General features: G+C 43.8%; 18 protein-coding genes. 17 read left to right on the top strand and 1 reads right to left on the bottom strand.

The annotated features are described in order from the left end of the window. Positions 1-44 precede the first annotated feature (44 nt). Positions 45-305: a 30S ribosomal protein S20 gene (gene rpsT / locus AC6RGY_RS01865; RefSeq protein WP_499859282.1), complete on the bottom strand. Its 261-nt coding sequence runs from the start codon at positions 303-305 to the stop codon at positions 45-47. A gap of 179 nt (positions 306-484) precedes the next feature. On the opposite strand from rpsT, the gene gpr reads away from it, so the two are divergent. The 17 genes from gpr (at position 485) to AC6RGY_RS01950 (ending at position 19591) form a co-directional block, all read left to right on the top strand. After that, complete coding sequence (gene gpr, locus AC6RGY_RS01870) at positions 485-1582, top strand: GPR endopeptidase (RefSeq protein WP_499861411.1); 1098 nt, start codon at positions 485-487, stop codon at positions 1580-1582. Between the two features lie 218 nt (positions 1583-1800). Further along, complete coding sequence (spoIIP, locus tag AC6RGY_RS01875; protein ID WP_499861413.1) at positions 1801-2961, top strand: stage II sporulation protein P; 1161 nt, start codon at positions 1801-1803, stop codon at positions 2959-2961. Between the two features lie 10 nt (positions 2962-2971). After that, a complete protein-coding gene (locus tag AC6RGY_RS01880) occupies positions 2972-3391 on the top strand; it encodes a DUF3679 domain-containing protein (RefSeq protein ID WP_499859284.1) in 420 nt (139 codons plus the stop codon). A gap of 560 nt (positions 3392-3951) precedes the next feature. After that, complete coding sequence (locus AC6RGY_RS01885) at positions 3952-4125, top strand: lysine biosynthesis protein LysW (RefSeq protein WP_499859288.1); 174 nt, start codon at positions 3952-3954, stop codon at positions 4123-4125. Positions 4126-4138: 13 nt separating this feature from the next. Further along, entirely contained in the window at positions 4139-5062 is a 924-nt protein-coding gene (locus tag AC6RGY_RS01890; protein ID WP_499859289.1) for an ATP-grasp domain-containing protein, read from the top strand. 129 nt (positions 5063-5191) lie between these two features. After that, complete coding sequence (locus AC6RGY_RS01895) at positions 5192-5827, top strand: degT/DnrJ/EryC1/StrS aminotransferase (RefSeq protein WP_499859291.1); 636 nt, start codon at positions 5192-5194, stop codon at positions 5825-5827. Between the two features lies 1 nt (position 5828). Next, positions 5829-7154, top strand: a complete 1326-nt coding sequence (locus AC6RGY_RS01900; RefSeq protein ID WP_499859294.1) for a DegT/DnrJ/EryC1/StrS aminotransferase family protein — start codon at positions 5829-5831, stop codon at positions 7152-7154. After that, the gene (gene argC, locus AC6RGY_RS01905) at positions 7151-8212 is read left to right on the top strand and encodes an N-acetyl-gamma-glutamyl-phosphate reductase (RefSeq protein WP_499859295.1); all 1062 of its coding nucleotides are present in this window, start codon (positions 7151-7153) and stop codon (positions 8210-8212) included. Before AC6RGY_RS01900 ends, argC begins: the two co-directional genes overlap by 4 nt. After that, entirely contained in the window at positions 8212-10053 is a 1842-nt protein-coding gene (locus tag AC6RGY_RS01910) for a M20/M25/M40 family metallo-hydrolase (protein WP_499859296.1), read from the top strand. Before argC ends, AC6RGY_RS01910 begins: the two co-directional genes overlap by 1 nt. Before the next feature lies 1 nt (position 10054). Next, positions 10055-10861, top strand: a complete 807-nt coding sequence (locus AC6RGY_RS01915) for a thiamine pyrophosphate-binding protein (RefSeq protein ID WP_499859297.1) — start codon at positions 10055-10057, stop codon at positions 10859-10861. Beyond that, complete coding sequence (locus tag AC6RGY_RS01920) at positions 10858-11769, top strand: transketolase family protein (RefSeq protein WP_499859298.1); 912 nt, start codon at positions 10858-10860, stop codon at positions 11767-11769. Before AC6RGY_RS01915 ends, AC6RGY_RS01920 begins: the two co-directional genes overlap by 4 nt. 1 nt (position 11770) lies before the next feature. Continuing rightward, positions 11771-13009 carry an MFS transporter gene (locus AC6RGY_RS01925; protein ID WP_499859299.1) on the top strand — a complete coding sequence of 413 codons (1239 nt, stop codon included), beginning with the start codon at positions 11771-11773 and terminating at the stop codon, positions 13007-13009. A 3-nt stretch (positions 13010-13012) separates the two neighbouring features. Beyond that, positions 13013-14275 carry an ATP-grasp domain-containing protein gene (locus tag AC6RGY_RS01930; RefSeq protein ID WP_499859301.1) on the top strand — a complete coding sequence of 421 codons (1263 nt, stop codon included), beginning with the start codon at positions 13013-13015 and terminating at the stop codon, positions 14273-14275. A gap of 299 nt (positions 14276-14574) precedes the next feature. Then, positions 14575-15861, top strand: coding sequence for a helix-turn-helix domain-containing protein (locus AC6RGY_RS01935; RefSeq protein WP_499859302.1), 1287 nt, complete (start codon positions 14575-14577; stop codon positions 15859-15861). A gap of 236 nt (positions 15862-16097) precedes the next feature. Beyond that, complete coding sequence (locus AC6RGY_RS01940) at positions 16098-17246, top strand: tetratricopeptide repeat protein (RefSeq protein ID WP_499859303.1); 1149 nt, start codon at positions 16098-16100, stop codon at positions 17244-17246. A gap of 238 nt (positions 17247-17484) precedes the next feature. After that, complete coding sequence (locus tag AC6RGY_RS01945) at positions 17485-17817, top strand: group II intron maturase-specific domain-containing protein (RefSeq protein WP_499859305.1); 333 nt, start codon at positions 17485-17487, stop codon at positions 17815-17817. A gap of 487 nt (positions 17818-18304) precedes the next feature. Then, the gene (locus AC6RGY_RS01950; protein WP_499859307.1) at positions 18305-19591 is read left to right on the top strand and encodes a helix-turn-helix domain-containing protein; all 1287 of its coding nucleotides are present in this window, start codon (positions 18305-18307) and stop codon (positions 19589-19591) included. Positions 19592-19761 lie beyond the last annotated feature (170 nt).

Here is a 19761-nt window from a genome sequence, read left to right on the forward strand (position 1 = left end):
TATACAGAACTAAAAAAGCGACCCAATCGGGTCGTTTTTTAGTTCTAGAGGCTGTTGTATTTTTGCGTGAGGCGGGATTTTTGACGGGCAGCTGCATTTTTGTGCAACAAGCCTTTGGTCACGCCTTTGTCCAATTTGCGGAGTGCATCTTGGAGCAATGGTTGTGCAGCCTCTTTATTTTGCTTTTCAACAGCAACCAAGAATTTTTTTACCGATGTACGTAGTGCAGATTTTTGCATAGCACGGTGTTCACGGCGCTTTTCATTGGTTTTCGTCCGTTTCACAGCAGATTTAATGTTTGGCATCTGGTTCACCTCCTAAGAAGCGATATACGCTATCCCTAGTCGAACAACACCCTGCATTCTACCATGGGTACGACGAAAACGCAAGATGGGGAATAAAAGAGGCGGGTGTTTGGAAAAAATGGGGAGGAACGTGGTGACACAAGCAATGAGGGGGTTCATTCATGGCAAAAGAAGAAATGATGGATGGTGCGTTAAGTGACATTAGTAGTTATGGCATTCGTACCGATCTAGCAAGAGAAGCACATGATATAGCCACGCAAGAACAACCCGGTGACGCAGGTATTCCCGGGGTTGAAACGGAGGAGCATGAGCAAGACGGCATTACAACGAGCTGGATTCGCATTCGTGAAGAGGATGCTGCTAATAAGATGGGTAAGATGCCAGGACTTTATCTTACCTTGGAGATACCTGGTTTGCGCAGTAAAGATTCCAACCTTCAATCACGTGTAACGGCTCAATTTGCTGCCGCTTTCGCTCGTTTTTTAGAGGAATCCAACATCTCACCCAACGCCTCCGTCTTGGTGGTGGGCTTAGGGAACTGGAATGTGACCGCTGATGCGCTTGGCCCCTTTGTCGTTAAGCACTTAATGGTGACCCGTCACTTGTTTCAATTGATGCCAGAGCAAGTGGAGCGTGGCTATCGCTCCGTAAGTGCGATCTCACCCGGTGTCTTGGGTACGACAGGGGTGGAGACGAGTGAAATTATTCATGGATTGGTAGAGAAGTCACAGCCTGACGTCGTCGTGGCGATCGATTCGCTTGCTTCACGGGCATTGAGTCGTGTGTATACGACCATCCAGATTGCCGATACAGGCATTAATCCTGGCTCTGGAGTGGGCAATAATCGCAAGGGACTAACGAAAGAAACACTTGGACGGCCGGTGATTGCGATCGGGATTCCTACTGTGGTGGATGCAGTCACGATTACACATGATACGATCGACTTTATCTTAGCCCATTTGCAGAGGCAGATGTCCAACGAGCAGCCAACCAACCCTTTGGACCCACTCAACCGTGCAAGTGTACGGGAACTGCAGGGCATTGATGTGGGAGAACAGACGAGAAGTGATTTGTTGGGTCTGTTAGGGAGTTTGGATGAGAATGAGAAGCGCGGGTTGATCCGCGAAGTGCTCAGCCCTTTAGGGCAAAACTTGATCGTAACTCCCAAAGAAGTGGATGCGTTTATTGGCGATATGGCTAAGCTGATCGCAAATGGACTCAACTGTGCCCTGCATGAAGCGGTTACGATGGATAATGTGGCAGCCCACACCCATTAACGGGTTGGATGCGCAATCTTCTATGAGTGGATATTGGTGGAAGTAAGAGTTGGAGGAAGTGAAAAAGGGGAGAAGCAACTCTCCTGATTTTCCATTTCAGCTCTTGCTCCTTGTCTTCTCATAAACATCTCGTCTTCTTTTTTCGGTTCTACTCTATCTTTCATTTACATACGCTCTTTTTAAGAGACAGGCAGAGAAAGAAGGGTTGAGATGTGGGAATGGGGAATCGAGGAGCCGGGTTTACAGAGGTGAACTTATCTAGGCCGCGGGCGCGTCAGATGGTGGTCATGATTATATTAGGAATGGCGAGCATTTTAGTGGTAAGTGGACTCTTTGCTATGGCAGAAGCAGAGAGAAGTGTATCTGGGACGAGCTTAGGGAAGATTACGGCTCATTTATCCGTAGAGACCTTGGTACAAGGGATGGGGAGGGAGATTCCTTATCTTCACTCGACGGAGGGCATTCAGCAAGACGAAGGGATGTTCTCGCGGTTTTTCTTTGAAATGGTGACAAGTGTAAACCCCACAGACCCGCGCACGTTCTTGGGGGGCGAACTACCGGGGTTTGCCCTTTTTGATACAGAAATTGTGGTTGCAGGTGAAGGGGTTGATTATACCTCTGTCCCTATGGAATCGGCTCCGCCTGCAGAACTGGAGAAGGCATTGATTCCGGACGAGGCAGCAGAAATAGTAGAAGCCAATCAAGAAAGTGAGGAAAAGCCGGTCGCTAATGCGACCGGGGCCAATCGGGTATTTATCTACCACACCCACTATAACGAATCCTATTTACCCCACTTAAAAGGGAAGAAAGAAGCAAATAAAGCGTATGACAACAAGACCAATATCACGATGGTAGGGAAGCAACTAGAAAAGGAGTTAGAACAACTGGGAATTGGAGCGCAAGTATCGGATCAGCAGTACAAAGAAGAGTGGGCAAGGCTTTATGGAGCCTCTCGTAAAACCGTGGTGCAGGCCATGGAAAAAGATGATGACTTGCAATACTTTATTGATATTCATCGCGATTCGCAAAGGCGCGATAAGACGACCAAGGAGATTAACGGGCAAACCTATGCACGCGTGGCCTTCGTGATTGGGACGGCCCATGAGAATTGGGAGACGAATGAAGCGTTTGCTCTGCAGTTGCATGAGAAGTTAGAAGAGCTTTATCCTGGTTTATCCAAAGGGATCTTTCGTAAAAGTCGATCGATGGGAAATGGAGAGTACAATCAGTCATTGTCTTCCAAAGCAATCTTAGTGGAGATAGGTGGAGTGGACAACAAGATGGAGGAGGCTTATCGAGCGACGGAAGCCATGGCCCATGCCTTGGCGGAGATTCATTTTCAAGCAACACCGGTTGATGCAAACATCACGGACGAGTGAGGGGATAACGTTGCGATATTCAGGTCAGGTTACGCTTCTGCTGGTCGTACTCCTCTTTGGGATTTTTCTAGGAATCGATACAGCAGAGGATAGTATGCAAGAGATGCAAGGTCAAGAAGGAGCATCACAAGCGCTAGAGATTCGCTCGGAGGATGGTTGGGTGGAGATCGAGGTGCTAGGAGAGGAGTTTGAGGCGGAATCTCCAGTGGATAAAATTAATATCCGAGCGGTAGATACGATCAAGGATCAAACCGATGAGGCCGTTATGAACTCCTCCAATCGCTTGGCGACATGGGGGAATCAGGTTGGAAGTGGACTGGAAGAGGGGGCGCGTTCCACCCTCGCGAAGATCCTCGCGTTGTTTAACGAGCAGGAACAAGAGCAAGAGTATCGCGGAGTCTCCCCATTTGAACCGGGGGAGCGTGACTGAGAGGGACGACCTTCCTTGGCGAGCGCGGGGAGAGGCACCTTTGCAAAGCCTGCCATTTATTTATGAAGGAAGAATCGATTGCTAAACAATGGCTCATTCATCCCCCGAAAATGTACCGCTAAACTAGCGGTATATTTTTTGGGGGATTTATATAATTAAAATTTTGTTTAATATTGGCTTTTATATCTAAATTCCCTTGTATAAAAACATTATTTATAAAAATAATAAAAAATAGATCATTCTGTTTTCAATGTAAAATTTCTATTATATAATCGTTAAAAGGGATTAAACTGTAGTCCTTTGAGGAATAAAAACCTTGATGGCAGGGGCTCATATACATACAAATACTATTATTCCGAAAAAAAATAATTGACAATAGACTATGACTAATATAGCCTAAGAAATAGATATATAACCTCTATTTTCATAAAATATTAATATTAACCTATATTCGTTGCATCTGATTAGAGTGCATCATCCTAGTAACGATCGCACACAGAGGTTGTTATCTGACCTACCCTAGGTCGAAAGGAAAATAAAAAAAGAGAGAAGGGTGACAGATGGCAGCAGCGAATTGTTTGGTTTGTAAATCGGAAGTGGAGATTGAAGAGAATGCGATGACGGGTGAGATTGTTGAGTGCTTATCTTGTGGACAGGAACACGAGGTTCAATCTACTGATAGTGGTTTAAAAGTAGAACTAGCTCCCGAAATTGAAGAGACTTGGGGAGAGTAAAGAAGGTTGGAAAATGAGTGTTCATAATAAAGCAATCTTACTTTGTGTAACCAAATTGCGTGAGGAAGAAAAGCGAATCCACCGCCTTCTAGAGAATATGGGTGTGAAGGTAGAAATCAATTTGGATTCAATGGAATTGCCCTTGTACAGAAAAGAGGAGAAGCGGCATACACTCGCTCTTGTGCGGTGTTTGTCGCAAAAAAAAGCTTTGAGTCGGTCTCTCCTACTCGAGTTATCCGGAGTGGAAACGATTAATTCAGTTAAAGCCATTACCATCTGTACGAACAAGATTCATCAAGCGATTCTCTTTCAGAAATATCATATTCCTCATCCTCGATTTAAGATTGCTTTTAATGAGGAGAATATATACGAAGCACAAGATGAATTGGGAACGGAATTCGTGATTAAACCAGAAAGCTCCTCCTGGGGAAGAGGGATTGCACGGATTGCCGGAAAGGAAAGTTTGGATAGTTGGCTCGCAGCCAGAGAGTCACTTGACCCGCGAAAGAACTCTTTTCCAGTATTGGTTCAAGAGTATATCGAGAAAGGCGACTTTGATATTCGCGTGGTGATTGTGGGCGATAAGCCAATCGTTTCTTTCCGAAGAGTTTCCATGGATAATTGGAAAACCAACACGCACCTTGGAGCCGATATAGAAATCATTGAGATGAATGAGAAGATTGAATCCATTTGTCGGCAAGTGGTGGGTGTGCTGGGAGAAGGGATCTACGGACTAGATCTCTTTTATGATTATAGAAGGCAATGCTACTTAGTATGTGAGGTAAACCAAAACCCAGAATTCTCGAAATCATGGCAAGTGCATGGAGTGGATGTTGCGATGCATATTGCTCAATATCTATTTGATCGAGTAGAGAACGGTCGGAAAGAGACAGAGAGTAAAGAGATGAGAGAGGAAGTTAGCCACGGTATCCGGTAATGACGAAGACTGGAAAAGAACGATGCTGACTGTGGGGTGCTTCTCTACCCTTAATCGCTGGGCGCAGGGGATTTTCTGATGCGCCCGCGTAAGGGGAAGATGGCTCTTCTTAGACATAAGGAGGTAAATATGAAAAACACAGTGCTTGAGAAAGAGAAGCTATTTCCGCTTTCGTTTGCTTTGACACGCGTGCTCAATTCTGGTGTTATCATGAGTATTGAGAAAAATGAGAATGAATTAAAAGGGTTTCGGAAACAAATTAGCAAGATCGCGAAGCGTCCCTTTGTTACCCTGTTTAACAGCTATACAGGAGCTGTACATGGATCTCTTTGGGGGCAAGACATAGACCATGGTTCCAAAACGAGGTTAGCATACGCCAGTGAACAGGAGAAGAAATTTCTGCATTGGCTAGGGATTGAGTTAACCTCTGATAGAGAGACAAACATAGGGTTTGAGAAGGTTGTTGTGAATTGGGACAACCTTAACCAAATCGATGAACACTGCAAAGGGGTGGATTCGGCTACCCCGTTGGTGATTGATTTTACGGATCTCGGATTTGGTCCCTGTGCAGCCCTTGCAGTCTCAGAGGAAGAGATCTGGAGAAAAGCAGAACGACTAATTATCTTTGGATCATCTGATTTGCGTACGATGTGGACGCAAACGGAGAAAGAAGTGGATGTGCAACCAGGGATACAATTTAATTATCGGTTAAGTCCGTTGGTAGCCGCCTGTATCAAACTCTCACTTCTACGGAGGGATGCTTGATATGAAAACAGATTTTATTTACAAGTTACTCGATATCCCGCAGGATGACTGGATTGAGAAACAACTTGCTTATGGAGGCGGAACGCCGATCCTACCGGAAGACGGGCGGAAAACCAACTTCCCTATTATTACAAAAGAAGATGTTCTACAGATGATGATTTCTCTCCAAGAGAATGGAGAGGACGTGATTGCGGAGTTTACAGAGAAATATCGAAAATATGTTGGAGCAAATTATGCATTGGCGACAGCCAGTGGAACGGCCAGTTTGCATCTGGCACTGGTCGGTGTGGGGGTTGAACCTGGTGATGAAGTGATTATTCCTAATTTTACTTTCATCGCAACGGCACAAGCCGTCGTGGCAGCCAAGGCGATACCGATCTTTGTCGATATTGATCCGGATACCTTTTGTGCGGACCCTTCCGCAGTAGAAAAAGCGATTACGGAGAAGACGAAGGCGATCATGCCGGTTCATGTACACGGTTTACCTGCTAATTTACCTCGTTTAAGAGAAATTGCTGATCACTATGGCGTGCGGTTGGTTGAAGATGCCTCTCATGCGCACTCCGCATCCATTAATGGTAAAATGTGCGGCTCGATTGGGGATAGTGCAGGACAAAGCTTAATGGCGGATAAGAATTTCCCTGTTGGTGGAGAAGGGGGAATGGCTTTCTTCAAGCACAAAGAAGATTATGAACGCGCGCGCTCCTTTATAGCTGATTCGGGGATTGATTACCGCATGTCTTGGATCGCTGCGGCCTTCGGTATCAGTCAGTTGGATCGTCTTCCTTACTACGACGCCATACGGGCACGTAATGCAGATTATTTGACACGTGCATTAGGAGAAACAAAGCTGTTTCGAGGTCCCTTTGTACCAGATGGATATAAGCACAGTTATAACATGTATAGAATGAAGATTGATCCCCAACAAGCTGGACTAGAAGATTTGGAAGATTATATGGTGAAAGAAGCGATACAAGAGTTGTTGATGAGCGAAGGGGTTTACGCACGGGAATGGCAAAACCGCCCGATTCCTGGCCATCTACCTTTTCAAAATCGAAAAGGATTTGGAAATCAATTCCCATTTTCCTTATCCGATCGAACGGATTTTGGGTATGATGTACAAAACTATCCTGAAACATTGAAGATGTTGCGCACGACCCTCACCCTGTGTAGAGAATTACGTTCCCCGGTAGAGTTAGAGAAAATCCAAGCTTATGCTCTCGCGTTTAAAAAGATTGATGCCAATCCCCAAGCCATTCGTGAGGTGGCTGTCAAGAAAAAAGCAGAGATGAAATTGCCTTATCTAAAGGATGCTCGATTGGGATGAGTAGGTTAAATACTCCAGAGATAAAAGTTGCGATTATCGGGGGAAATGGGTTTACAGGACAAGAATTATACCGACTGCTACGCAAGCATCCGTATTTTCATGTGGAATTTGTCTCATCCGAATCCAAAGCAGGTTATCCGGTAGAGAAGGTCCATCGTGCGTTTATTCATAGTAAGAGAAAAAGTCCGCTCAAGTTTCAAAAACTATCCGAATTAGACGGGGAATACGATATTATCTTCACCTGCTTGCCTACAGGGGTATTACCACTCTTTATTGATCAACTGTCCCAGCATGCCACTTACATCTTCAATGTAAGTGGTGACTACCGCCTTTCTGATCCAGCACAACTGCAGAAGTATTATCCAGAAACCTTACGCTTTCCGGTTAAGGGAAGCAGTCACTACTTTATCCCTGAATTTAGCGCCATTCAACCCAACGTTAAAGTGGTCAACTTACCAGGGTGTATGGCAGTTGCCACGATTTATTCACTCTACCCCTTGGTGGCGGAGGATCTTATTGAGAAACGTGTCGTAACCGATGCCAAGACCGGCTCGAGCGGCGGAGGGAAAAAAACCAGTGAACATCATGCGGAACGGGCACAAAATTTTCGTCCCCACAAACTACACGGACACCGGCATCAACCAGAAGTGGAACATGCCTTTCAGCATTACTTTAACCGTTGTATCAATCTGCAATTTTCTGCTCATAGCCTCGATTTACCAAGGGGTATTATGGTGACCACGTATTCGGTCTTACGTCCTGCTGTGACGGCAGCAGATGTGAAGAAAGCCTTCTATGCCAGCTATGCTTCGAAGCCTTTTATTCGCTACTTTAAGTCGGGCAAAGGACCTTATTCCTATCCGATGATCAAAAGCATAGTGGGAAGTAACGATGCAGAAGTCGGTGTTTATGTGGAGGGAGAAAACTGTGTCTCCGTCGTAAGTATCGACAACCTCATCAAAGGAGCCGCCGGCCAAGCGATTCAAGCCGCTAATCTGTATATGGGTATTCCTGAGGATGCGGGGCTACAATTTGAATTAGAAGGAGTTTGGCCGTAATGGAAAATACGTATGTGATTAAGTTGGGAAGCAGTACGATTCTTCACCATGCAGATACAATCTTTCAGGAAATTTCGCAGCTTGTCCGAAAAGGAGCGAACATTCTTCTGGTAGCTGGCGGGGCAGAGGGTATCAAGCAAAAATATGAGCAGATCGAAAGAGAGATGCCTTTTCTTACCCTAGCAAGTGGCGGAGAGGTTCGGTACTGTTCTCCCGAAGAGATGCCCATTATTCAGAGTGCCTATCATGAAGTGATTCTAGCGAAAGTGAGAACAGAGCTAGAAGCATTGGGATTAAAGGTATTTGCACAATGTGGGGGAGAGAACAACATTGCTTACGGAAAGCGCGGAAAGCCTCTAAAGACCATAAAGGGAGAAAAGTCCGTTATCGTACGAGACTCGCTCTATGGGCAGTTTAGCGGATGCGATACCCACTTCCTAAACGCTACCCTGGATCAATTTGATGTTGTATGCGTAAGTCCTCCGATCAAAGATGAGGCGAGTGAGTCTTACCTTAACATTGATGCAGATATGCTGGCAGCCCACTTGGCAACAGAACTAGAAGCGCAGCACGTGCGTTTTGTTACTGGCACGCCCGGTATCTTACAAGATATTGACGATCTAGGTTCAACCATTTCAGATGTGTATTTAGAGGATGCAGTAGAATCGATCAGTGGAAGAATGAAACAAAAGGATCGAGCGGCCAAATGGGCAAGTCAAAACGGCATTTGTGATGTGTGTATCACCGGTCCACATACACTAGATGGGTCAGGTAAGACATGGTATTGGAACATGAACCGAGATGAAGAGATGGATTTGTTGAATAAGGTGGTACGAATCCCCTCTGTATCGGGAGGAGAGTATGAGTTAGCGACCTATCTGGCAGAAAATATTCCTGATGCTTCGATCGAAGGGAACATCGATGAAGCGGGAAATATCGTATTGCGAAAAGGAACGGGAGAGCATACCTTAATGCTACTCGGTCATATGGATACGGTGCCCTATAATTGGCCCGTCCGCAATGATGGAGATGCACTTACGGGTAGAGGGGTTGTCGATGCGAAAGGATGCTTGGTGAACTTTGTGGAGATGTTGCAGGCGGTCGAAGTACCATCACATGGTTCGCTCTTAGTGATCGGGGCAGTAGAAGAAGAAGTATCCTCTTCGAAAGGGGCGTACCATGTTCGGGATCACTATCAGGCGGACGCGGTGATTATCGGAGAGCCAAGTGGCGAAGATAACCTTACCTTGGGCTACTATGGATTATTCAAATGTAGAATCACCATCCAGAAACGTCAGGAACACACGGCTGCGAAAGATGCGATTAGTGTAATCGATCAATTTTATGGAGCAGTGGAGCAGATGCGCTCACGGGTGAAAGAGCTAGATCCCAGTTGCCTTTCCTATCTGATTGATATCAATCACACGGAAGAAAGAGGAATAATGACAGTGACGGGCATCTTAAACTTCCGGATTTCCCCCAAGATCAGAAAAGATTATGTAGAATGGATTGATCTTGACTTAGGTGAGGAAAGTAGCGTGGAAGTGTTGAGAGCGACGCCTGGCTTTGCCAATCGCCGTAGTGGAATGTTGGTCAAATCATTTGTTCGTAGCTTCGCCAAGGAAGAGAAGAAAATCCACTATATCCAGAAACGCGGAACAAGCGATATGAATACGCTTGCTACCACATGGGAAGAAGTTCCGATGGTGGCTTATGGACCAGGAGATTCTAGCCTGGATCATACGACGGAAGAGGTTCTTCATAAAGAAGAGGTGTTGGCTACCAGGAGAATATTAAAAGAAGCGATTACGGAGTGGTTTCGATTAAGGGAGGAGTCCTAATATGGGCAACCATGTGTTATACAAGGATGACACGAACATAGAGACACTGGTTGATCGGGCCAAAGAAGCGAGAAGATGTATTATCGATATGGCGGCCATGCCAACAGGTTGTCACCTTGGCGGAAGTTTGTCGGTGCTTGATCTCTTGGTGGGGATTTATTCTCTTTATGCTGAAGAGGAGGAGAGCGTGGTCATTTTGAGCAAGGGCCACGCTGCCGCTGCTCTTTACGCTACCTTGTATGTGTATGGATTGATCGAGGAAAATCCGGCTCACTCATATGGTGAAAAAGATTCCTTCTTTACGGGACACCCCAATCATAAAATTGGCCCCATTCCCTTTGCGACAGGAAGTTTGGGTCACGGTGTTTCCTATGCGGCTGGCTGGGCTTTGGGACAAAAGCTTAAGAAAACGCAGGGAGTAGGGATTGTCATCGGAGGAGATGGAGAATTACAGGAGGGACTCTGCTGGGAAACTGCACAAATCGTGCAAGCAAAATCCATCAGCAACTTTATCTATTTCGTCGACTGCAACGGGGCGCAAAATGATGGCTTTGTCGATGCGATCTCTCCCCTTCCTCATTTGCGCGAGCGCTTTGCTTCTTTTGGATTTCAAGTAATGGAAATAGATGGGCACGGCATGGGGGATATTTTGTCTGTTTTCCGTGAGAAAGAGGAGGACAAGCCCCTAGCGGTGCTGGCTCAAACAGTGAAGGGCAAAGGGGTTAAAGCCATTGAGGGAAACCCTGATGCGCATTATGCGAAGATATCTGAAAAGCTCGCCAATCGTTGGAAAGGAGGATTACGATGAGTCTTTCTGGAAGAGCTAGTTACAAAGAAGAGTTGACCCAACTTGCCTCGGAGGATGAACGAATTCTTTGTCTAGAAGCGGATTTAGGGGGGAAAAAGCACCCTTTCGAAGAGAAACATCCCGACAGATTCTTCAATCTGGGAATTGCTGAATTAGCAGGAATCGACATGGCAGCCGGGTTGGCAGAAGTGGGCTTTATCCCATTTTTCTCTTCGTTTGCTGCGTTTGCTTCTTTAAGAGGTTCCGAATCATTGAAATTAGCGATGGGCTATATGAAGAAAAATGTCAAAGTGGTGGCCGCATATGGGGGCGTTTCTGGAGGATGGTTTGGTACCACTCACCATTGTCTGGAGGATATTGCGATAGTTCAATCCTTTCAGGATATTCGTATTGCCTGCCCACATGGTGAAGATGAGACCAGAAGAGTGATTCGGGAGGCGGCTGCTTCCCCTGAGCCCTACTATATTCGCCTATCTCGCAATGATTGTTTTGATAGTATGGAACGAAAAACGGGAAGCAGTTGCCATGATTTACTTGTGCAAGAGGGAAGTGGGTCGACCCATTGTGTGATTTCAGTCGGTGAACAAGCAACGGAAATAGGAAAATCCATTCACGAAGAAAACCCCTCTATCACGCACGTACATTTGTGCTATATCGACATTCATAGCTTACAGCGGAGTGTGCAGGAATTGCGAGAAATCTCTGATACGTTCCTTGTCATCGAAGAGCATCGTGCAACCGGAAGCGTGGCTTCCTACTTGTCTCTTCTTATGCCTGAGTGTAGAGTGTACTCGCATAATTGTGGAGAAAAGTGGCCGGTATATGGAGGGAGTCATGCGGATGTTCTAAAATACTTAGGATTTGGGGTAGAAGAAGCGAGGAAACAACTCATGTCCATTGGAGGATAACATGATTTATCAATTACTTAAAACCAGAAACTTTCGCAACTTTTTTCTAGCTGATATTATCTCTGGATTTGGAGTAGGAATGAGCACGATTGGCGCCAACTGGTTTCTGATGGATGAAACGGGGTCGATGAAGTTCGTTGGCTTCATGTTGGCGCTGAATGTATTAGCCGGCTTTATCATCTTCCCTTTTGTCGGCTCTATTACCGATCGCTTTAACCGTAAAAGTGTTGTCCTGTGGAGCTTTCTCCTGCGAGCCGTTGCTTTGATACTGATTACCGGTTTCTTTTTTCTTTACGGCTTTCAGCTTGAACTCCTTTATCTCTTTGCCATCGTCAATGGGATTGGGTGGACGGTCTATTATTCTGCTTCACGCAGTTTAATACAAGAGATTTTACCAGAAGAAGTTTTAATTAATGGGAACTCCCTGATCGAAATCAGTTTGCAAGTAGGAATGCTGATGGCAGCAGGTGCGTCAGGTTTCCTCTATAAGTATTTTGGTTTTGAGAGTATTTTAATTACCAATGCAACGGTGTTTCTCATTAGTAGCTTTTTTATTTCTTTTGTCAAATATCGATCCATTGTGGATGATAGTTCGGACGAGTCGTTCTTCGTCAACTTTAAAAACGGTATTCAATATCTACAGGATCGTCCCTCCATTTTCTTTTTGGGTGTAGCGGCCATCGTTCCTTTGGTGGCTACAATGTTATTTAATGTAGTATTGCCCGGTTATGTAAGTGATGCCATCCAGGGGGATTCAATCGTGTTTGGATTTACCGACATGTGTTATGGCATCGGAGGGCTTTTATCTGGTTTTATGGCGGCGCCTTTAGCAAAGAAACTATCTAATAATAAAGCGATCGCGCTCTTTTTTCTTATCGCGATTGGTATTCTAGTCGCCTTTTACTTTAATAGCTTTACCTTGGCCTTGTATCTAGGTAGCCTGGTCTTTGGCCTCTGTAACTCTTCATTACGTATTGTGATGAATACCATGTTGATGCAAACAGTGTCCAAGTCGTTTATGGGGAGGTCCATGTCCGTTTGGATCGCGATCTCCAATCTGTTGCAAGTAGGTGGAGCACTCGCTCTAGGCTATTTGATCGATGCGTACTCTGCGGGATGGGGCTTTGTTTGCATCGGAATATTGATGTTTGCTGGTTTTATTATGCAAAGGATTACCATTCGTCCAGCCGAAAATGAACAAGAGATGAAAAATGAAAAGATGAGTAGTATAGGAGGATAATCGATGGGAGTGGAAATGGTGAGAGAGAAAAAAGTAGTTGCTTTAGTAGAGCCTAGTTTCTATGGAGTGAAATTTGCTCAAGCGGTCTATGAACAGGGTCATCACGTGGTTTCGATCGTTTCTTCCAGAGAGAATCCGCAGAAATATGGATATGAGGGCATGTATCATGATCTGATCGTAGCGGACGTTCGCGAGGAAGAGTCCGTCTATCAAGCGATTCAATCTTCACCTTATAACGGTAAGCTGGATGCCTTAATTCCGGCTACCGATTATGCTTCGCACATTACAGCCAAGGTAGGAGAGCGTCTTGGTTTGAAGGGAATACCGTATGATGCAGCATTAAAGGCGAGGAATAAGGATCTGGCGAGGGAAGCTTACCACCAGCACGGAGTACCGGGAGCGAAATTTAAGAAGGTAAAGAATGTGGAAGAGGCGCTTACCGCTGCTACTGAGCTGGGATATCCACTTGTGATCAAGCCGATGAATGCTTCTAGCAGTCAAAATGTCTTTTTTATCAGTAACGAGCAAGAGATGAGAGAAGCCATGGCTATACTATCTCAGTTTAAGCAAACCTATATGGAATTTCCGGTTCGCGAAGAGTTTTTGCTAGAGGAGTTTATTGATGGCCCAGAATATAGTGTGGAAGTATTCTCCCAGGAAGGAGAGGCCATCTTCTCTGTTTTGACAGAGAAAGAAACTTCCCCTCTTCCCTATTTTGTGGAGACTTTGCATACGCTTCCGGTTGAGCATGAGCGAGAAGCGGAAATAAGGGATACAGCCATGCGTGCTTTACGAGCTATCGGTATTCTAAATGGTCCGAGTCATGTAGAAGTAAAGATCTCCCATGATGGCGTTCGCATCATCGAAGTGAATGGGCGCCCTGCAGGTGATAACATTGCTTCGGATTTGTTGTATCAAGCGCTAGGCTTTGATATCTTTGAAGCAACTGTGAATTATTACCTCGACCAACCGGTTGAAACGAAAACCACGCGAGCAAGAGCGGCGTCCATTGCCTATTTAACAGCCGATGATGATGGAGTGATTCATGAAGTGCATGGACTGGAGTGCTTAGAAGGACAAAAAAATCTTATTCGCCATGAAATCACAGTAAAACCAGGTGATCAAGTGACCATTCCGAAGGGTTCGGATCAACGGTTAGGGTATGTGATTACCGTTGGAGACACTCCAGCAGAATCGAAGAAACTGGCTCTGGACTTAATTGAGAAGATAGAACTTCGCTATAAGGAAGGTGCAAAGGTGAAGTAGGTAGAAAGAAATTTTCATTGATTTTTCTTTTTACGCTCCCCTTTTGGTTTTGGAGCTCACAACACCCCCTCTACATCGAGACGGAACAAGACGTTTCAGTGTGGAGTGGGGCTTTTTTTACTCGCTTTGTTCATTTACAGTGACTTCTCGAAGCCTTCCTTAAATGGTCTTGAATATGAAGGGGGGTATGGAAGTATTATTAGAACAAATGATAAAAATCTAACAATATGGTTTTCAACCAATACATTATATTATATAATCAGAGAAGATAGGGATAAAATTGTAATGGAGTGAGGGTAATGGAACAATCCCAGCGCGAAGCGCTTGGTAATCTCATTCGCAAAGTTCGGAAAGAAAGAAACCTAAAGCTAGAAGATCTAGCTGATGAAAATATTTCTCCCGCGACCATCTCCAATGTTGAGCGTGGAGTTCCACATGTGCTTAAAGGCAAGGTACAGTATCTCCTCAGTAAGCTAGAGATTGCTGACGAAGACTTGCCCTATCTGTTAGCTGGTGAGAAAGAATCACAAGAGAAAGTAAAAAAGGATTTATACTTGGCTGAGTGCTTGGTGAATTTAGGTCAGCCAGATAAAGCACTTGAGGAACTGGAGAAAATCCAGTTAAATGGGGTGAATGATCCGAACAATGCGACGAAACATTTTATTTTGGGAACAATATATGTAGAGAAAAGAGAGTGGAAGAAAGCAGAAAGAGAATATAATGCTGCTATTCAGATGAATAACACACCAAGTAATAATGTAGTAGCGACTAGCTATTGTAATTTGGGTTACTGTGCCTATCATGAAGGTTCATTAGAAGTAGCATTAGAAAGAACACAAGAAGGAATTTCCTCGTTCTTTTCGGAAGGAGAAAGAGAAGAAGTACTTCACTTACTTTATAGGAATCAGGCCTTGTTCTTATTAAGATTGAGCAGGGTTGGTGAGTCACTGGATGTATTGAATAAAGCTTTCGAAATGATACCTGAGATGAAAAAGATGTCAGATGTTGTTCATCTTTATCATACTAAAGCAGAGATCTATTTAGAAACTAAGCACTATGCTGAAGCATTAAAATATGCAAAGGAAGGGCTAGAACTAGCTCAATTAAATTTGCTTTATGAAAATGCTTTTGGATTATGGTCTTTTCTGGGGATTATCTATACCTCTCTAAAGGAATATGATGAAGCGGAAAAACATTTTAAGGCGGCCCTCAGTATAGAAAATAAGTTAGAGAATAAAAGAATCGCTACGGATACCTATGCGAGATTGGGGTACTTGTATATTCTACAGGAACGTTACGAAGAAGCTCACATAGTGCTAGAGTCTGCCATAGAAAACGGAAAAAAACATAATGATCGTCTTCGGCTAGTGGATGCATTCCACATAAAAGGGGATGCGTATAGACGACAGGGGAAAAAAGCTGATGCTATTCCCTTTTATCAAGATGGATTGGCTTTTGAACAGAAAGTTGGATTAAAAAAGAAGGAATTTCAATCCCTTGTTCGGCTAGCCGAATGCCACGAAGGCAACCATGAAAAGTTTAGTCAATACTTAAAGAAGCTTCAAGAGACAGATATAGAGATCTGAATGTTTTTCCTTTATAGCTAAATTACTACCTTTATAGCTAAATTACTATATTATATTATCAGAAAATAAAATGATAAAATTGTAATGGAGTGAGGATTATGGAACAATCCCAGCGCGAAGCGCTTGGTAATCTCATTCGCAAAGTCCGGAAAGAAAGAAACCTAAAGCTAGAAGATCTAGCTGATGAAAATATTTCTCCCGCGACCATCTCCAATGTTGAGCGTGGAGTTCCACATGTGCTAAAAGGCAAGGTACAGTATCTCCTTGGCAAGCTGGAGATTGCTGATGAAGATTTGCCCTATCTGTTAGCTGGCGAGAAGGAAACACAGGAAAGAATAAAAAGAGAGTTGTACATGGTGGAATGTTTAGTCAGCTTTGGTCAGCCAGATAAAGCACTTGAAGAACTAGAGAAGGTTCATATTAGTGGAATAAATGACCCAAATAATTCAATGAAGCACTACATTATGGGTAGGATTCATAGAGCGAAAGGAGAATGGAAAAAAGCTGAACGAGAATATTTTAAAGCTATACAATTGAACAGTATTCCAAGTAACAATATAATTTCGGCAAGCTACTGTGATTTAGGTCTTTATGCATTTTTTCAAAATTCATTAGATATTGCTCTGGAGAGAACAAGAGAAGGGATATCTTCTTTTGTTGAAGGAGGGGAGCGAGAATATGCTTTTTATCTACTATGTCGAAACGAAGCTTTGTTACTTTTGAGAATGGGGAGCATTGGTGAATCTCTAGATGTAGTGGATAAAGCACTTTTATTAATACCAAAAATAAAGAGAATTTCTGACGTTGTTTATTTATATCTCACCAAGGCAGAGATTTGTTTCCAAATGAAGCATTATTCTGATGCAGTGAAATTTGTAAATAAAGGGTTAGAGCTAGCTCGGATAAATCGGCTACATGAGAATGCTTTTGGATTATTGTCTTTTCTGGGGATTATCTATACCTCTCTAAAGGAATATGATGAAGCGGAAAAGAATTTTAAGGCGGCCCTCAGTATAGAAAATAGGTTAGAGAACAAGAGAATCGCTACGGATACCTATGCGAGATTGGGGTACTTGTATATTCTACAGGAACGTTACGAAGAAGCTCACATAGTGCTAGAGTCTGCCATAGAAAACGGAAAAAAACACAATGATCGTCTTCGGCTAGTGGATGCATTCCACATAAAAGGGGATGCGTATAGACGACAGGGGAAAAAAGCTGATGCTATTCCCTTTTATCAAGATGGATTGGCTTTTGAACAGAAAGTTGGATTAAAAAAGAAGGAATTTCAATCCCTTGTTCGGCTAGCCGAATGCCATGAAGGTGACCATGAAAAGTTTAGCCAGTATCTAAGGAAGCTTCAAGAGACAGAAATAGAGATTTGAACAGTCCTGCCGAGCGGAGTTCTACGAAAAGGAGGCTGCTACAAGTACCCTTGTGACAGCTTTTTCTAGTGCGCCCGTCATGAACGAGTTCTATATGGTGAAAGTCCCGAACGACGAAGGTAGCATTAGTCGTTAGCTTAAGACAAGGGTGTCCATCGCGAGGTGGAATCTGAAGGAAGTCGGTGGCAAACCTCCGACATGACAAACAGGAATCTCATAGAAGGCGAGTCCTGCTTGGATGAGTCTACCAAACATCGAACAGAAATTGAAATTTCAGGTAAATGAAGAGGAGAGTGTGGTTGATAGATCATGGAGACGAACGTTTCTAGGGTTCAACTTTACCCACCTTCGCCAGCTAAAGATTCGCCTAGCGAAAGAGAGTATCCAACGGGCAAAGAAAAGAATATGGGGGATGTCCTCGCGCTCGAAACCGATCCCAATGGAGAAGAGGATAGAGCAACTGAATGCCTTCCCCGTTGGCTGGTGTAACTACTTCGACCTAGCGGAGACGCCGACCCCATTTAGCCGACTGGACGAATGGGTGAGAAGAAGGCGCCGGATATGTCTTTGAAAGCAATGAAAGTAGCCAAAGACCAAAACAAAAAGGTTCATCTCCCAGGGATAACGAGGAGAAAATCCTATGAATGGGGAAACAACCGTAAGAAATATTGACTTATAGCTTATAGTCCCATACTCCATCGAACCCTCGGTACCTCCTTTTGGTGAAGCCAAGGTCTCAAAAGTTTGGGAGATCGATATGTCCGAATTCATCAGACTTTTAATGAACCGCCGTATACCGAAAGGTACGTACGTGGTGGGAGAGGTCGGGAGTTAGTCACCTCCTCCTACTCGATTGCACTAGTTATGATATCTAGCAATACTGATATATTTTTTATTTTCAGCAAAGTACCAGTATACCAGTTGGGAGGAGAAGTGTGGTGAATGTGCTTGAGAGAATTGTTATAATAAAATATAAAAATCTAACAACGGTTTCCGGCGAATAGATTATATTATATAATCAGAGAAGACAAGGATAAAATTGTAATGGAGTGAGGATTATGGAACAATCCCAGCGCGAAGCGCTTGGTAATCTCATTCGCAAAGCCCGGAAAGAAAAAAACCTGAAGCTAGAAAACCTTGCCGATGAAAATATTTCTCCCGCGACCATTTCCAATATTGAACGTGGGGTTCCACATGTGTTAAAAGGCAAGGTGCAGTATCTCCTTGGCAAGCTGGAGATTGCTGATGAAGACTTGCCCTATCTGTTAGCTGGCGAGAAGGAAACACAGGAAAAAATAAAAAGAGAGTTGTACATGGTGGAATGTTTAGTAAATATGGGCGGGTCAGATCAACCGCTCGAAGAACTGGAGAAAATCCAAATCGATGGAGTGAATGATCCGAACAATTCGACGAAGCATTTTATTTTAGGGAAGATATTTATGAATCAGAGAGCGTGGCGGAAAGCGGAAAGGGAATTTAATGAAGCGATTCAAGTCAATAGTATATCGAGCAACAATATCATTTCTGCTAGCTATACTAATCTAGGTCATTGTGCATTTAATCAAAATGAACTGAGTAAAGCAGTGGAACTTACACAAGAAGGAATATCAGCTTTTGTTATGAAAGGTGATAGAAAGGAACTTTATTATTTACTCCATCGGAATATGTCTTTATTCCTACTAAGACTAGGTAGGATTGGTGAATCACTAGATGTAGTAAATAAGGCATTTTCCTTTATACCAGAGGTGAAAAGAATAACGGATGTTATTCATCTGTATCATACAAAGGCAGAGATTTGTTTTGAAACAAAGTACTTTTCCGATGCTTTGAAATATGCGAAGAAAGGTTTAGAATTAGCTCGATTGAATCGATTATATCAGGATGCTTTTGGGTTATGGTCTTTTCTAGGCATTATCTATACCTCTCTAAAGGAGTATGAAGAAGCGGAAAAGAATTTTAAGGCGGCCCTCAGTATAGAAGATAAGTTAGAGAACAAGAGAATCGCTACGGATACCTATGCAAGATTGGGGTACTTGTATATTCTACAGGAACGTTACGAAGAAGCTCACATAGTGCTAGAGTCTGCAATTGATAACGGAAAAAAACATAATGATCGTCTTCGGCTAGTGGATGCATTTCACATTAAAGGGGATGCGTATAGACGACAGGGCAAAAAAGCTGAAGCTATTCCCTTTTATCAAGATGGATTGGCTTTTGAACAGAAAGTTGGATTGAAAAAGAAAGAATTTCAATCCCTTGTTCGGCTAGCCGAATGCCATGAAGGTGACCATGAAAAGTTTAGTCAATACCTAAAGAAACTCCAAGAGACAGAAGTAGAGATTTGAACAGTCCTTCCGAGCGGAGTTCTACGAAAAAGAGGCTGCCAAGAACGTCTATCGTGGCAGCCTCAATCCTCTCCTATGATTCCACCTTACCACCGGTTCCAATGCTTTCTTTAGCCCCCTGCGAGATCACGATTACTCCAATGTCCAATGATGTATGTAGCTGGGACAGC

The sequence above is a fragment of the Mechercharimyces mesophilus genome, assembly GCF_059818345.1.

Bases quoted from the DNA above. Each gene is read 5' to 3' on its own strand.
- rpsT (WP_499859282.1), bottom strand. From the start codon at position 305: ATGCCAAACATTAAATCTGCTGTGAAACGGACGAAAACCAATGAAAAG.
- gpr (WP_499861411.1), top strand. From the start codon at position 485: ATGGATGGTGCGTTAAGTGACATTAGTAGTTATGGCATTCGTACCGAT.
- spoIIP (WP_499861413.1), top strand. From the start codon at position 1,801: ATGGGGAATCGAGGAGCCGGGTTTACAGAGGTGAACTTATCTAGGCCG.
- AC6RGY_RS01885 (WP_499859288.1), top strand. From the start codon at position 3,952: ATGGCAGCAGCGAATTGTTTGGTTTGTAAATCGGAAGTGGAGATTGAA.
- AC6RGY_RS01890 (WP_499859289.1), top strand. From the start codon at position 4,139: ATGAGTGTTCATAATAAAGCAATCTTACTTTGTGTAACCAAATTGCGT.
- AC6RGY_RS01895 (WP_499859291.1), top strand. From the start codon at position 5,192: ATGAAAAACACAGTGCTTGAGAAAGAGAAGCTATTTCCGCTTTCGTTT.
- AC6RGY_RS01900 (WP_499859294.1), top strand. From the start codon at position 5,829: ATGAAAACAGATTTTATTTACAAGTTACTCGATATCCCGCAGGATGAC.
- argC (WP_499859295.1), top strand. From the start codon at position 7,151: ATGAGTAGGTTAAATACTCCAGAGATAAAAGTTGCGATTATCGGGGGA.
- AC6RGY_RS01910 (WP_499859296.1), top strand. From the start codon at position 8,212: ATGGAAAATACGTATGTGATTAAGTTGGGAAGCAGTACGATTCTTCAC.
- AC6RGY_RS01915 (WP_499859297.1), top strand. From the start codon at position 10,055: ATGGGCAACCATGTGTTATACAAGGATGACACGAACATAGAGACACTG.
- AC6RGY_RS01920 (WP_499859298.1), top strand. From the start codon at position 10,858: ATGAGTCTTTCTGGAAGAGCTAGTTACAAAGAAGAGTTGACCCAACTT.
- AC6RGY_RS01925 (WP_499859299.1), top strand. From the start codon at position 11,771: ATGATTTATCAATTACTTAAAACCAGAAACTTTCGCAACTTTTTTCTA.
- AC6RGY_RS01930 (WP_499859301.1), top strand. From the start codon at position 13,013: ATGGGAGTGGAAATGGTGAGAGAGAAAAAAGTAGTTGCTTTAGTAGAG.
- AC6RGY_RS01935 (WP_499859302.1), top strand. From the start codon at position 14,575: ATGGAACAATCCCAGCGCGAAGCGCTTGGTAATCTCATTCGCAAAGTT.
- AC6RGY_RS01945 (WP_499859305.1), top strand. From the start codon at position 17,485: ATGAGTCTACCAAACATCGAACAGAAATTGAAATTTCAGGTAAATGAA.
- AC6RGY_RS01950 (WP_499859307.1), top strand. From the start codon at position 18,305: ATGGAACAATCCCAGCGCGAAGCGCTTGGTAATCTCATTCGCAAAGCC.